The 14,583-nt window shown below is 46.7% G+C and carries 13 protein-coding genes; 7 read left to right on the forward strand and 6 right to left on the reverse strand.

Annotated features, from left to right (window positions below):
• Positions 1-101: 101 nt before the first annotated feature.
• The 6 genes from HGH90_RS21010 to HGH90_RS21035 form a co-directional block, all read right to left on the reverse strand.
• A complete protein-coding gene (locus HGH90_RS21010; protein ID WP_168766929.1) occupies positions 102-695 on the reverse strand; it encodes a DUF6580 family putative transport protein in 594 nt (197 codons plus the stop codon).
• Positions 696-712: 17 nt separating this feature from the next.
• The gene (locus HGH90_RS21015) at positions 713-2,656 is read right to left on the reverse strand and encodes a TonB-dependent receptor plug domain-containing protein (RefSeq protein WP_169191847.1); all 1,944 of its coding nucleotides are present in this window, start codon (positions 2,654-2,656) and stop codon (positions 713-715) included.
• A 143-nt stretch (positions 2,657-2,799) separates the two neighbouring features.
• Positions 2,800-3,450 (reverse strand): tetratricopeptide repeat protein, encoded by a 651-nt coding sequence (locus HGH90_RS21020; protein WP_168766931.1) that lies wholly within the window; start codon positions 3,448-3,450, stop codon positions 2,800-2,802.
• Between the two features lie 66 nt (positions 3,451-3,516).
• Positions 3,517-4,389, reverse strand: coding sequence for an EamA family transporter (locus HGH90_RS21025; RefSeq protein WP_168766932.1), 873 nt, complete (start codon positions 4,387-4,389; stop codon positions 3,517-3,519).
• Between the two features lie 69 nt (positions 4,390-4,458).
• On the reverse strand, positions 4,459-5,676 hold the full coding sequence (locus tag HGH90_RS21030; protein ID WP_169191848.1) for an MFS transporter: 1,218 nt from the start codon (positions 5,674-5,676) through the stop codon (positions 4,459-4,461).
• 47 nt (positions 5,677-5,723) lie between these two features.
• Positions 5,724-6,398 (reverse strand): FadR/GntR family transcriptional regulator, encoded by a 675-nt coding sequence (locus HGH90_RS21035; protein WP_169191849.1) that lies wholly within the window; start codon positions 6,396-6,398, stop codon positions 5,724-5,726.
• Positions 6,399-6,479: 81 nt separating this feature from the next.
• Here HGH90_RS21035 and HGH90_RS21040 point away from each other — a divergent pair, with 81 nt between their 5' ends.
• The 7 genes from HGH90_RS21040 (at position 6,480) to HGH90_RS21070 (ending at position 14,579) form a co-directional block, all read left to right on the forward strand.
• The gene (locus HGH90_RS21040) at positions 6,480-7,187 is read left to right on the forward strand and encodes a sterol desaturase family protein (RefSeq protein ID WP_168766935.1); all 708 of its coding nucleotides are present in this window, start codon (positions 6,480-6,482) and stop codon (positions 7,185-7,187) included.
• A gap of 78 nt (positions 7,188-7,265) precedes the next feature.
• Entirely contained in the window at positions 7,266-9,659 is a 2,394-nt protein-coding gene (locus HGH90_RS21045; RefSeq protein ID WP_168766936.1) for a prolyl oligopeptidase family serine peptidase, read from the forward strand.
• 182 nt (positions 9,660-9,841) lie between these two features.
• Complete coding sequence (locus HGH90_RS21050; protein ID WP_247680026.1) at positions 9,842-10,675, forward strand: helix-turn-helix transcriptional regulator; 834 nt, start codon at positions 9,842-9,844, stop codon at positions 10,673-10,675.
• 15 nt (positions 10,676-10,690) lie between these two features.
• Complete coding sequence (locus tag HGH90_RS21055; RefSeq protein ID WP_168766937.1) at positions 10,691-11,152, forward strand: DUF983 domain-containing protein; 462 nt, start codon at positions 10,691-10,693, stop codon at positions 11,150-11,152.
• 85 nt (positions 11,153-11,237) lie between these two features.
• Entirely contained in the window at positions 11,238-12,587 is a 1,350-nt protein-coding gene (locus HGH90_RS21060; RefSeq protein WP_169191850.1) for a TolC family protein, read from the forward strand.
• A gap of 13 nt (positions 12,588-12,600) precedes the next feature.
• Positions 12,601-13,830: an efflux RND transporter periplasmic adaptor subunit gene (locus tag HGH90_RS21065; protein WP_168766939.1), complete on the forward strand. Its 1,230-nt coding sequence runs from the start codon at positions 12,601-12,603 to the stop codon at positions 13,828-13,830.
• Between the two features lie 47 nt (positions 13,831-13,877).
• On the forward strand, positions 13,878-14,579 hold the full coding sequence (locus HGH90_RS21070; RefSeq protein ID WP_317166168.1) for an ABC transporter ATP-binding protein: 702 nt from the start codon (positions 13,878-13,880) through the stop codon (positions 14,577-14,579).
• Positions 14,580-14,583: the final 4 nt, after the last annotated feature.

A 14,583-nucleotide genomic window follows, 5' to 3' on the forward strand; every position in this document is an offset into this window, starting at 1 on the left:
GATGCAGGAGAGGCGCCCCCTATAATAATTTAGAGATTTAGAGCCCGGCAAATGTACGCATTTGCCTGATCTCTAAATCTCTAAAAACAAATGTATCACGCTTATTGAGCGAAACGCATGCGGCGTTTTACCAGTTCAAAGCTGCCAAAGAAAATAGTGCAGTAGATAAGATTGCCCACCAGCGCATATTTCATGTAAGGAATAGCCTGGATGTAGCAGCTGCTGATACCTGCCAGGTCCTTGGTGTAAGGCTGTCCGGTTAGCATGTTGGTAGAACCGCTGATCCATACGCCGAAGTTAGACACCAGGAAGTGAATAAAAGCAGCACCTACGGCACTGATTAATATATTACCTACACTCGCTTTTTTAATAACCAGCTGACCCAATAATACGATCAGTATAAAGCTGGCATAATTCCACATCCAGCCCTTGTAGAGCAAGCCCTCCGCATATTGTCTGTGGAAAAACTGCATCAGTACAATATCACTGATAAATAAGGCTAGTAAAGGAAATGCATAAGATTTCCACTTTTGCGAAAATGAAGCACCGCCAAATAAGGCCATCGCGCCAACAGGAGAAAACATGGCTATTGGTGACATGGCGGTATCAGCTCCCAACACGATGCGAAGGATACCTGCTGCCAGTATGAAGAGCAGCAATACACTAAATCGCGGATTAAGATTCTTTAATGACATTATGCTGGTTTTAATGTTTACAAATTAAAGGAAATACCGGTATTAAAGTTAAACCGGCGTGAATTATAACCGGAAATATCAAAATATTTATAATCTGTGATATTCCTAAACCCGGCGAAAATCTTAAGCAAGTTACCAAATTTATATTCACCATATAAATCCAGGGTATAATAATCCCCTAAAGGTTTGGTTTGCTCGAAGCGTTGACCTACATATTTACCCGTTACCGATACAAACAGCGCCTTGTTCATCTGGTAACCCAAGCTGGCGTTAACCAGGTGTTTGGGTACCCGGTACAGGTTATAGTAGGAGGTGTCTTTGTTATTTTGCTGCATGGTTACCTTACCGTCTACATAAGTATAGTTAGCGGTAAGTACCAGGCCCTTGCTGATGGTCCAGTTGCCCTCAAATTCCACTCCATAAGCCTTTTGTTTATTGGCATTCTGGTATTGGCTGAAATAGGTAACCGGGTCAAAGTAAAATATAACCAGGTCGCGGGTATCCCGCCTGAAACCAGTGGCCCGGAAGCCTACCCGGCTCTGTGCCAGGTCGGCCTGGTAACCGGCTTCATAACTGATTGTATTTTCCGGTTTCAGTGATTTGTTTCCATAACCTGCCGCATACAGCTGGTATAAGGTAGGAACATTGTACGCAGAAGATATATTAACAAATACTTTATGATGTTGGCCAATCAGGTAAGAAGGGTTAAAGGTAAAGGTACCGTTGTTGCCATAGAGGCTGTGATGATTAAGGCGTCCGCCCAATTCCAGGTTAAAGCCGCTCAGGTTATGAAACAGGAGTGCTGCATATACACTGGTTTGATTGGTACGGGAGCTATCAGGCGATAACTCGGTATCCTGGAATACAGGGCTGTAAGTACTCAGCAGATGATCGTACTGGCGGGTATCTGAAAAGGTAAATGCGGCGCCGCCCACCAGTTTGATCTGACGGGTGAAGTCCCAGTTTACATAAGATTCTACCTGGGCTGTTTTGGCTACAAATACGGAGCTGTCAAATTTTGCATAGGCCGATTTGGATACTGAATTGGAATCATTCAGGATATCACGACTGGTATGCTGGTAGCTGGCAAGTACATGCCAGGACCCATTTTTAAACTTATACTCACTGCTAATGCCCTGCAGTAGGTATTTGGAAGTACCCGTATAATCTTTATCATCAACAAAGCCGCCTTCATCCAGGTCGTGCCGGTTGTTGGTCCAGTTAGTGATATACTGAAACTGCCACCGTTTTCCGGCAGTCATACCTAGTTTGGCAAACAGGGTATTTTGGCGGAAACCGTCATTATCAAACCCTGCGCGGTGGGTAGAATCGTAGGCATCAGAAAAGCCCCTGGCCTTCTCATGTTTATAGCTTACCAGGTAAGAGAAGCGTTGAATATTGCCATGCACATTTACACTCCCCTGGAAATCGCGGTAGCTGCCATAGCCAATATTAGCGCCCACTCCCAGCTTTTTATCGCCGGTTTTGCGGGTAATAATATTGATAACGCCAGCCACGGCATTGGAGCCATAGAGTGTAGACTGGCTGCCGCGGAGTATTTCAATTCTTTCTACCTGGTCGGGTGTAATAAAATTAAGATCGAAGGTATTGTTGATCTGGGAGGCATCGTTTACCGGTAACCCGTCTACCAGGATCAGGGTATTGCCATTGGAGGCTCCCCGCATATATACGTTAGGAGTAGTACCCCGGTTATTTTCTGCACCATTGATCACCAGGCCGGGTTGTTGATTGAGGATGCCTGCAATGGTTTTACCACTGTTTTGCTCCAGGTATTCATGGGAAAGGATGGTGACCACCTTGCCGGTTTCCCCGGCTTTTTGTGGTCCTTTGGACGCTGTAACGGTAACTTCATTCAATTGGCTGGTGCGACTGCTGTCTTGCGCCATAGCTGCCGTGTAAGCCAACGTTAAAAGGATAAAAGGGTAGCATTTTAATTGCATCTCGAACTAGAGTTTTGGTTAGTTATTAGCTATTTTTTTATAAAAAGGCACGAAACGATTGAAGCGGAGACCAAGCGAATTTTTAATGTTCGCTTTTCTTCTCCGCTTCAATACATGTAGGTTGCTGCCTGCAGGCCGTCAACTCACCCCGGCATCCGGGAAATATATTTGTCCATTTCTTTAATCTGGTTCACGATCTGCGCTGTAGTAGGCTTCTGGGCTTTAGCTCTGCGGAAATATTCCTTTGCAGATTTGAAGTCTCGGCGGGTCATGGCAATAGAGGCCAGTGTTAAGAGCGCCGCAGCAGTGTTTTCTTTATCAGGCAGTCCCTTACGCATAGCGATTTTCAGGTTCTGATCGGCTGTTTTTAAATCATTCTTCTGGTAGGCAATGGTACCCAGCTGAAAATACTGCATACCTTCATATTCCTTCATAGGACTGCCGGAATTGATACTCTGGCGAATAGTAGATTCTGCCTTATCAAGATCATTGGAATACATCGCCATATTACTTTGCATAAAATAATATACAGAGCGGATGGGTTTGTATAACAGTTTGGGGAATTTTACCTGGTTCATCAGGGCAGTAGCTCTTTCGATATCTCCTGCTTCAACCGCTTCTTGTACTAATCTCATGGGACCGAACATCACGTGTGTCACCAGACATATCAGCGCCAGCACCAGCACGATAGTGGCTTCCCACCAGCCTATAGTCAGGCCCAGAACAATACCGCCGGCTAATAATACGATTCCGATCGGAAGGCGATATAGAATAAAAAAATTAAATGCTTTCATGAAAAAACAGTTCGTAAATCACTATTAAGGGTGCAAAGATAAATAAAAAAAACACCTCATGGGTTTTCATTTCCGGCGTTTCAAATTTGCCATCACAATAGCGCTTAATATGATCACTACGCCCAGTATTTGCAGCCCCGATACTGACTCATGCAGGAAGATGGTGGCAGCCAGCATCGCTACCGGCAATTCGGCTGCACTGAGGATAGCTCCGAGCGATACTCCCGTCTGGGGCATGCCTTTGGAAAACAGGAAGGGTGGCAACACAGTGCCAAAAGCGGCCAGGGGAATACCCCATACCCATAAGCCGGAACCTATGAAGCGCCCGTTGACCAGGTAAACAGGCGGGAATAACAAGGTAATAATGACAAAAGCCCCGGTAACAATCCAGGCACTTTTTAATACCGGCCCCAGTGAAGCTGCCACTCTTCCGCTTACTACAATAAATACGGTATAACAAAGAGCGGCCAGCATACCAAAGCCAATACCTTTCCAGTTGAGCGGCGTCTCCCCATTGTTGAAAATGCCTCCAGCCAGTAAAGTGCCTCCCAGGATACAACCCACTGCCAGCCATTGCACCGCTGTTGGACGCTTTTTATAAATCATCCACTCTGCCAGCATACTCATCCAGGTAAACTGCATCAGTAGTATAATGGCTACGCTGGCAGGAATATATTGTACGCTCTGATAATAGGTAACGCTCACCAAACCGGTAGAACTACCCAGTATAAAACAACTGCGGGCATCCTTGTTGGCAAGACCGTAGGTAGCACGACCGGAAAATAAATGGATCATCCATAAGGCAATCATCCCAAAACCTGCCTGTACACTGCACAATTCCCCCAACGTATATCCCTGGTGGTAACCCGATTTTACGATGGTTGATAATATTCCAAAACTACAGGCGCCCAACAGCACCAGCAGAATGCCTTTCCACATAACAACTTTTTAGGGTGCGAATGTAGGGGAATTTGTTTTACCCGGTTTTGCACCGGGTAAAACAAACAGTTACTTCTTTCTCTCCAGGTTAGGCAGCAGCCCGGTAAGGAGTCCTATTAACGGAAGGTAAGCGCACACCTGGTAAACATAGGCGATACTGGTAGCATCGGCAAGGCGGCCCAGCAGCGCAGATCCCACGCCGGCCATGCCAAAAGCAAGACCGAAAAACAATCCTGCAATCATGCCCACCTTGCCAGGCACCAGCTCCTGTGCATAAACCAGGATGGCAGAAAAAGCGGAGGAGAGAATAACGCCAATGAATACACTGAGAATGGCGGTCCACATCAGCGAGGCATGCGGCAATAACAACGAAAACGGCGCCACACCCAGGATGGAGATCCAGATCACATATTTACGGCCAATACGATCACCTACCGGCCCACCGATGAAAGTGCCGGCAGCCACTGCAAACAGGAAGATAAACAGGTATACCTGTGCGCTCTGCACGGATATATGGAAACGATCTATCAGGTAAAAAGTATAGTAGCTGGTCATACTGGCCATATAGAAGTATTTTGAAAAGATCAATACTAGCAGGATGCCCAGCGAGAAAATAACCCTTGTATTGGACAAGCGGGGCTGATCCAGTTGAAGGGCCGCTTTTTTAGGCTTAATACGATGGGTATTACCCAGGTACCACTTACTGATATTGAGCATCACGACAATGGCCAGCAAAGCGGCCAGGGAGAACCAGATAACATGAAACTGCCCGAAGGGAACAATGATCATGGCAGCCAGCAATGGCCCCAGTGAACTACCGGCGTTGCCTCCAACCTGGAACAACGATTGCGCCATGCCATGCTTGCCGCCGGAAGCCATATGCGCCAGCCTGGATGCTTCGGGATGGAATACCGCAGAACCCACACCCACCAGGCCCACAGATACCAATACCATCGGGAAGTTATGCGCCAGGGATAAACTGATAAGTCCTATTAGCGTAAAACCCATCCCAATGGCCAGTGAATAGGGCTGTGGCTTTTTATCGGTGTACAGGCCTACCAACGGTTGCAGCAATGAAGCCGACATCTGGAAGGTAAGGGTAATGAGCCCCACCTGTGTGAAGTTTAATTTGAGAGAATCCTTGAGTACCGGGTATATCGCAGGAATGAGCGACTGCATAGTGTCGTTCAGGAAGTGGGTAAAACTCAGGGCCAATAGGATAGAAAATACAGTTTGCTGCGCTACCTGCTGGGCGGCTTTCGACTGTTCTTGTAACGTTGTTTCCATTTTTCTTCTTTTAAGATCAGATCATCTGATGTTTATAGGTAAAAAAATTACTTAGGCTGGTCACTTATTTTTGTCGCCCAAACCAGCGCCTTCTTGGGATCCTTGTCCACAATACTTTGCAGCAAGGCATCATGGTAATGCTGCGTATGGATAAAGCTATCGGTATTCTGATAGCGCAACAGGAAAGATTTTTTCAGATGTTCCGCCACTATTTTATAGAGGTCACGCATAATTTCATTTTTGCCCGCTTCCGCAATGGCCATATGAAAATTAATATCTGCCTGTATACAAGGTTCCAGCTGATTGGCCGACGCATATTCAAAACGCTTCTTCAAAACGCTTTTCATCTTTTCCACATCTTTGTTATTGCGGTGCATGGCAGCTTTCTCCGCAATCTTCACCTCCAGTAAAAAACGTACTTCCACCAAGTCGTCAAAATCAGCCCGCTGCAGCCGCTGTGATAGCGGCTCCCCCGTACCTGATAACGATAATACAAAGGTGCCCAGGCCCTGTTGTACCCGCACCAGTCCCCTGTGCGACAGTATCTTTACCGCTTCCCGGATGCTGGAACGCCCTACGGAAAACTGTGTCATCAACTCCGGCTCCGTAGGTAGTTTTTGTCCCACCTGGTACTTGCCCGAAGCAATCAATTCCTGCAGCCTGTCTGCCACTTCCTCTGCTAAGCTGAGTCGTTTTAAAGGAGAAGTATGTATATTCGTCATATCATCTGATGACTGTAAAGGTAATGTCCTTTTCCAATATTTTTTTGATTTTGATATTTTTTTCTGAAGATTGTTGACCGAATGATGGACTTATTTCTTCAAAACATACAATCCTGGCCACTTTGGGCGTTGTACATTTTTTTCCTGGCGGAAAATGCTGCCATTATGCTGGGAGTATTGGTATGGGGAAACCGCCTGCAACGCAAGCCGGCGGCGGTGATGTTTTGCTATAGCCGCCATCAGTGGCGCATGGCCTGGGTTACCACGTTGTTGAATACACTGGTTACTTACCTCGGCTATTGGTTGTGGACAAAGCGGTATATCAGTCTTTCAACTGATCTTTCTGTTCAGGTGTTAATAGACGCACTGTTTCTCTTCCTGGCGATGGATTTCCTAATGTATGTGTTCCATTACCTGATCCACAAAACCCCCTTGTATAAAGCACTGCATCGCTTACATCATGAAGCCGCCGATCCCGAACCGATAGACTTGTTTGTACTTCATCCGCTCGAAACACTGAGCTTTGGCGCGCTGTGGCTGTTTTTGTTATTACTGTTTGACGTGAATATTTATGGCGTGATCACCTACCTGGTTATCAATGTTATATTTGGTATGGCCGGACACCTCGGTATGGAGCCGGTGCCTGAAAAGATACGTCAGTGGCGGGTGTTGAAGTACCTGGGTACGTCTACTTTTCATCATGCCCATCACCGGGATGAGCAATGTAACTTCGGTTTTTACACCAGTATCTGGGATCGTTTCTTTCATACATTCCGCGAAAACCATTGATAGCACTCATCAATTCTATTTTGCGCTGTCTCTCATAAAGTTTATTTTGCCAGATTGCGAACTAATACCAACTGCTTTATGAGAAAATTAATTTTATCATTATCCTTATTCATCACTTTTCGTTCCTATGCCCAGGATGCGCTGAAGTACCAAACGCCTCCTGCAAGTATTATGGAGTTGGCCATGGCAGCACCTTCGCCATTAACAGATTTTAATAGTAAAGGGGAGATTATGCTGGTAATGGACCGCACCAGCTACCCAACCATCGAAGAATTGTCACAACCGGAATACCGCCTCGCAGGGATGCGTATCAACCCGGCTAATTTTGGTCCCAGCCGCGCCAGTTATGTAACAGGCATCCGTATCAAATCTATCCGCGATAAGCGGGAATACGCAGTGACAGGACTACCTGCCAATGCGCGCATCAGCCATGTCACCTGGTCGCCCTCGCAAAAAAGCATAGCTTTCACGGTTACAGATAATCGCCAGATTACGTTGTGGAAGGCCGACGTCGCCTCCGGAGCCGCTACCCGGCTCAGTGCACGGGCACTCAATGATATTGCAGGACCTGTATTTACCTGGATAGATGATAACCGCATACTGGCATTAGCTGTACCCGCAGGCATCGGCAATGCACCAGTAAAGCCGGCAGCGCCGGAAGGCCCCACCGTACAGCAAACCAGTGGAAAAGCTGCACCCGCCGCTACTTACCAGGATATGCTGAAAAATCCATACGATGAACAGCTATTCGATTATTATTTTCAGTCTGAACCGCTTATCATCAGCAGCACAGGCGAACAGACAATCGGCAAAACCGCTATTTATGTAAACGCCACACCTTCGCCGGATAACCAATATCTGCTGGTGGAAACCCTGCATCGTCCGTACTCCTACCTGGTAGGCGCTTCCCGCTTTCCAACAGAAGTGGCCATCTGGAAATTAAACGGGGAAGAAGTAAAAAAGCTGGCCAGCAACCCGCTGGATGAGGTAAGACCCAAAGGATTTGATGCTACCAGCAACTACCCCCGTCATTTCTCCTGGCGCAATGATGCACCGGCTACAATTACCTGGGTACAGGCACTGGATGGTGGTGATCCAAAAAAAGAAGTTCCCTTCCGCGATGTGGTAAATATGCTGGCAGCGCCTTTTACCGCTGCACCAACGGAGCTGGTGAAAACCGTGAATCGCTTTGCCGGCATCAGCTGGGCAGATAACCAGCTGGCACTGGTAACAGATGCCAACAGCACCCAACAGCGTACCCGCGTAAGCCGCATTGATCCTTCTCATCCCGAAAAAGCGCCGGTGACCATCATCGATCGCTCTGAGAACGACCGTTATAACGATCCTGGCGATGCGGTAATGGTGAAGAACCGGTTCAATAAATCCGTGCTGTATATATCACCTTCCCGCGAATTGTTGATGACCGCCCCCGGCGCTTCGCCGGAAGGAGATCGCCCGTTCCTGGCCACCTTCCATCTCGATAATAGCAAACAATGTATCCTCTGGCGTTCCGCCGCTCCTTATTATGAGCAGGTAGCAAAAGTAATAGATCCGGCTAAGCTTGTAGTGGTAACCGCCCGTGAGTCAGTTACTTCTCCCGTAAACTACTACCTGCAGGACCTGAAAAAGAAAACAACGGTAGCATTAACAGACTTTCCGCATCCGCAACCACAACTAAAGGGCGTACAAAAACAACTGCTGAAATATAAGCGCAAAGATGGGGTAGATCTCACCGCCATGCTGTACCTGCCGGAAGGATATGATCCGGCAAAAGATGGCCGTTTACCAGTATTCATGTGGGCCTATCCACGGGAATATAAATCTGCCAGCGATGCTGCACAGGTGCGTGGCTCTGCATACAGGTTTACCCGTGTTACCTCCGGCTCCGCTATTTTCTGGGTTACCCGTGGTTTCGCCGTAATGGATGCTACGGAAATGCCAATTGTGGGCGAAGGCGATAAGGAACCAAATGATACCTTTATAGAACAACTGGTGATGAATGCAGAAGCGGCGGTAAATAAAATTACAGAAATGGGGATAGGCGATAAAAACCGCATCGCCGTAGGCGGACACTCATATGGCGCTTTTATGACGTCTAACCTGCTGGCACATACGAATTTGTTTAAGGCCGGCATCGCCCGCAGCGGCGCCTATAACCGTACGCTTACGCCGTTCGGTTTCCAGAATGAACAACGTACTTACTGGCAGGCACCGGAGGTATATTATAACATGTCGCCGTTTTCTTATGCCGACAAGATTAAAACACCACTCCTCATGATTCATGGGGAAGCTGATAATAACTCCGGTACTTTCCCTATCCAGAGCGAAAGGCTGTATAATGCCCTAAAAGGTAACGGCGGTACCGCCCGCCTGGTATTCCTACCCCAGGAGAGCCATGGCTACGCCGCCAAAGAAAGCGTGTTGCACATGCTGTGGGAAATGGACGAATGGCTGATGAAATATGTAAAATAATAATTATGTAAAAGGATTTGCGAGGTATTATTCCCGCAAATCCTTTTACCTCAGAAACTACCAATAAGTAAAAAGTACCATTAAAGCCCCTAATACCACAACCTGCTTTCTCCGTTCCTTAGTACCTTTGTGCCATGATGTCAAAGGCACACATTCCCACATACGATATTTGTTCTCTGTCAATGGGAGTGCAAGTCACCGAAGACTTACTGGTTGCCCGTTTCCCGGATTACCTCGAGGCACATCAGCATATTCATTTCCCCCACCGGCACTCTTTTTACCATCTGGCACTTTTTACTGCTGGCGAAGGAACACATACCATTGACTTTGAGACATTTCCTGTAAAACCGGGACAGTTTTATTTCATGGTACCCGGCCAGGTACATAGCTGGTTTTTTTCCGGGAAGATAGATGGATATGTCATGAACGTATCCGCTGGTTTCTTTAATGCTTTCTTGCAGGACCCGGCATATCTGGAACGGTTCCCGTTTTTCAGCGGAGTGAGCGCCGAAGGTGTAGTACAATTGCCCCAGGCAGCTATCCCGGTAGCTAGCCGGCTGCTGGAAGCAATGCTACAGGAAATGAAGCATCCACAGGGATACAGTCAGGACATGCTCCGCTTGCTGGTACTGGAACTGTTTATCCAGGTAACCCGAAATACCGGGCAGGCGCCATCCGGACAGGAACCACCGCACAACTACATGTTGCTGCGCAATTTCCGCAAACTGGTAGACCAGCATCACATGCAGTTGCGGTTACCGAAAGATTACGCCGCCCTGCTATATGTAACACCGAATTACCTGAATGCTTTTTGCCGGCATATGCTGGGAAAATCGGCCGGGGAAATTATCCGCGACCGGGTATTGCTGGAAGCTAAAAGATTACTGATCAATGCAGATATGAGTATAGCCACCATTGCCTGGCAGCTCAACTTTGCCGATAATTCTTACTTCACCAAATTTTTTAAAAAATATACAGGGGTAACACCGGAAGAATTCCGAAAGAACATCTCCTGATAAAATCTTCAAAACATGTGTGCAGATAAAAACCATGAAAAGCCCAACCTGCTGAAAAGTCTGTTGGGGAACAAGTGTGCCCGTTGCAGACGCGGATCTATTTATACCACCAAAAATCCCTACGATCTGAAAAACTGCTTGAAGATGCCGGATAGATGTCCCGTATGCGGTCAGCAAGTAGAAGTAGAAGTAGGCTTTTACTACGGTACCGGCTATGTGAGTTACGCCCTGTCTATCGCCGTATGCGTAGCCAGTCTCATTGCATGGTGGTTGTTTATCGGCTTTTCTATCTACGATAATCGCATTTTCTGGTGGCTGGGTGTAAATGCCGTATTATTGCTGATCCTGCAACCGTTGCTCATGCGCTGGTCCCGCACCATATGGATGGCTTTCTTTGTGTATTACGATAATGACTGGCATAAGGGCCCACCGGAAGGTACCGGCCGTGCAAATGCCACCTTTAAAGGAGCGATGTAAATTTTTTAGGGAATATTGATAACAAAATGCGGATTCAGGGGTTATTATTTCTGGGTCCGTATTTTTTTTATCAATATTGTTATGCATGGGTAAACAATTGGTTATTGTTTTACATTGCCTGATACTCCTTCTTTTCCTGCCGCTCCTGCTGAAAGCGCAGGATACTACCACAGCAGGGTTGCCTGTCCAATGGACCCTCCAACAATGCTTCGACTACGCCATGAAAAACAACATCCAGTTAAATAGCTTGCGGCTTAGCCGTTTAAGCGCTGAACAGGATTTGCTTTTATCAAGGGCAGCGAAACTGCCTAACCTCAATGGAACGGCCACACAGAATATCAATGGCGGAAAATCTGTGAGCGCCGGCGGGGGCATCGGCAGTTATGAAATTACACCATCCGGCGCCTATGGCGTTAATTCCAACGTAACCCTTTACCAGGGAGGATACCTCAACTACGATATCAAACAAAAATCGCTGCAAACACAAGTAGCAGGCTTGAATGTAGCCACCCAAATGAATGACATCACCGTGCTGATCACACAGGCTTATCTTAATATCCTGCTGGCCGGGGAAAATATCGTTTACGTAAAAGATGTGGTGACTACCTCCGAAGCCCAGGTAAAACAAGGGCAACAACAATACGATGTAGGAACCATTGCACTGATAGGACTGGTACAACTGCAGGCCCAATTATCCAACGACCGGTACCTGCTTACCACCGCGCAAAACCAGTACCGGCAAAATAAACTGGTACTCAAACAATTGTTGCAATTACCCAGTAATTACGATTTTGAAATAGTCAGTCCCGATACCCTGATCAGTAGCACCCATCTATACGCTTTGCAGGAAGTACAAGACTCGGCGTTGGCTAACAGACCGGAAGTGAAGAGCAGTGAATTAGGGGTGGAGGTATCTTCATTTAACCTGGCTAAAGCTAAAACAGGCTACCTGCCTACGCTTACAGCCGGTGGTGGCCTGGGCTCTTCCTATAATGGAGGATCCGCCAGCTCCAGCTATTTTAAACAGCTGGATAATAATTTTTACCAGCAGATAGGGCTCACGTTGTCCGTGCCTATCTTCACCCGTCGCGTGGTGAAAACCAACGTAGAAAAAGCAAAGATAGAAGTGGATCAATCGAAGCTTACGTTAAAGGATACACGGACAAACCTCTCCCAAACAATAGAGCAATCGTATATCAACGTATTGAATGCGCAGGCCCAGTATGATGCAGCAGTAGAACAACTTAAATATTCACAAGAAGGATACCGTATCGCTACAGAACAGTTAAAAGTAGGGGCCGCCAATATCGTTGTGTTCCTGCAACAAAAAAATCTATACATACAGGCACTACAGTCATATATACAGGCTAAATACAATGCCGCATTGAATATTAGGATATATGATTTTTACAGGGGGACACCGGTAAAACTATAAACGCAATGGAGGTATGAGAAAATATAAAAGAATCATCATCACCTTAGTAATTATACTATTGTTAGCGGCTATCTGGTATTTATTTATCAGAAAGAAACCAGTGCCTATATCTTTTGATACTACCCACCCGGCCTATGGACATATTGCTACCAGTGTTACCGCTACCGGCAGAATTCAGCCGGTAGATACTGTGGCTGTGGGTACGCAGGTTTCCGGTACACTCAAATACCTGTATGTTGACTTCAACAGCCAGGTAAAGAAAGGACAGCTGTTGGGGGAACTGGATAAAGATTTATTCCAGGCGCAGGTAGATCAGCTGAGAGCGAACCTGCAGGTATCCCAGGCAAACTATAATTATCAGCAAAATAATTTTCAACGCCAGGAACTGTTGTATAAAACCGGTGCTATCAGTAAAGCAGACTACGATGTAGCCAGGAATACACTGGAGCAGGGAAAAGCCAATGTGGCCAGTGTAACGGCACAGTTGCAGTCGGCTTTGAAAAATTTCTCCTTTACAGAAATTCATTCCCCGATAAATGGGGTGATATTAAACAGGAATGTAAGTGTAGGGCAAACTGTGGCAGCGAGCTTTAATACCCCTACCTTATTTGTCATTGCCAAGGATATTACTAAAATGCAGGTAGAAGCCAGTGTAGATGAGGCTGATATTGGCAATGTGGCAGATTCGCAACGGGTAAGCTTTACCGTAGATGCTTACCTGGAAGATGTGTTTTCCGGGCAGGTACAAGAAATCAGGCTGCAACCTTCCGTATCTTCTAATGTGGTGACTTATAATACGATCATCAATGCGCCCAATGATAATATGAAGCTGAAGCCCGGTATGACGGCTAATGTTACAATTTATACGGCAGAAAAAGATTCAGCATTGTTATTGCCGGTAAAGGCGTTGAAATTCAAACCGGATAGTGTACAGCTAAAGGATTATATCATCCAGAGTGCAGTATATAAAAGTCCTGCACAGCGGAAAGATACCACTGGCAGAAGCTTCAAAAGCACTGCCCGTATTGGGTCTTCAAACTATGTATGGTTATTGCGCGGTGATACATTGGTGCAAAAGCATATCAGAACAGGACTGAATGATAATACACACATTGAAGTATTATCGGGATTAAAGGAAAGCGATATCGTTGTTCTCGGTGTTAATGCCGGCGGTGTGGTGGCCGCGAAGGGAGGTACCAGCAGTCCGTTTTTACCAAAAATGGGAGGAGGGCGTAGACGATGAGCAGCAGCAAGATATTAGAATTACAGCAGATCAAGCGTGAATTTGTGATGGGTACGGAGACCGTTCGTGCATTAAAGGGCGTGTCTTTTGACGTGTTTTCGGGGGAGTTTGTCACTATTATGGGGAGCAGTGGTTCGGGGAAAACCACTCTGTTAAATATCCTGGGCTGCCTGGATAAGCCCACTGGCGGCGATTACTTGCTGGACGGGGTCAATGTAAGTAAGTTATCGCGCAATGAGCTGGCCCGGCTACGTAATCATAAAATAGGCTTTGTATTTCAATCGTATAATCTGCTACCCCGCACATCGGCGTTGGAGAATGTGGAGCTACCATTATTCTATAATCCCGAATTGACTACCCGGGAGCGTCGTGAGCGGGCAATGGGCGCCCTGGCGTCCGTGAAACTGGTGGACCGGGAAGATCATACGCCCAGCCAGCTTTCGGGCGGTCAGCAACAAAGAGTAGCCATTGCGAGGGCGCTGGTGAATCAGCCGGTGATGATATTGGCCGATGAAGCCACCGGTAACCTGGATACCCGTACATCCTACGAAATCATGGCATTAATGCAGGAACTAAATCAGCAGGAAGGCAAAACAATCATATTTGTAACACATGAGCCAGATATAGCCGCGTTTAGCAGCCGAACGGTCATGCTGAGAGATGGGAAGGTAGTTAAGGACAGTAAAAATGAAAATGTCCGGTCGGCCAAAGAAGCACTGGCAGCATTGCCTCCGGCTGATGATTATTAATCAG

This window comes from Chitinophaga sp. Ak27, assembly GCF_012726295.1.
In the GTDB taxonomy this organism is placed as follows: domain Bacteria; phylum Bacteroidota; class Bacteroidia; order Chitinophagales; family Chitinophagaceae; genus Chitinophaga.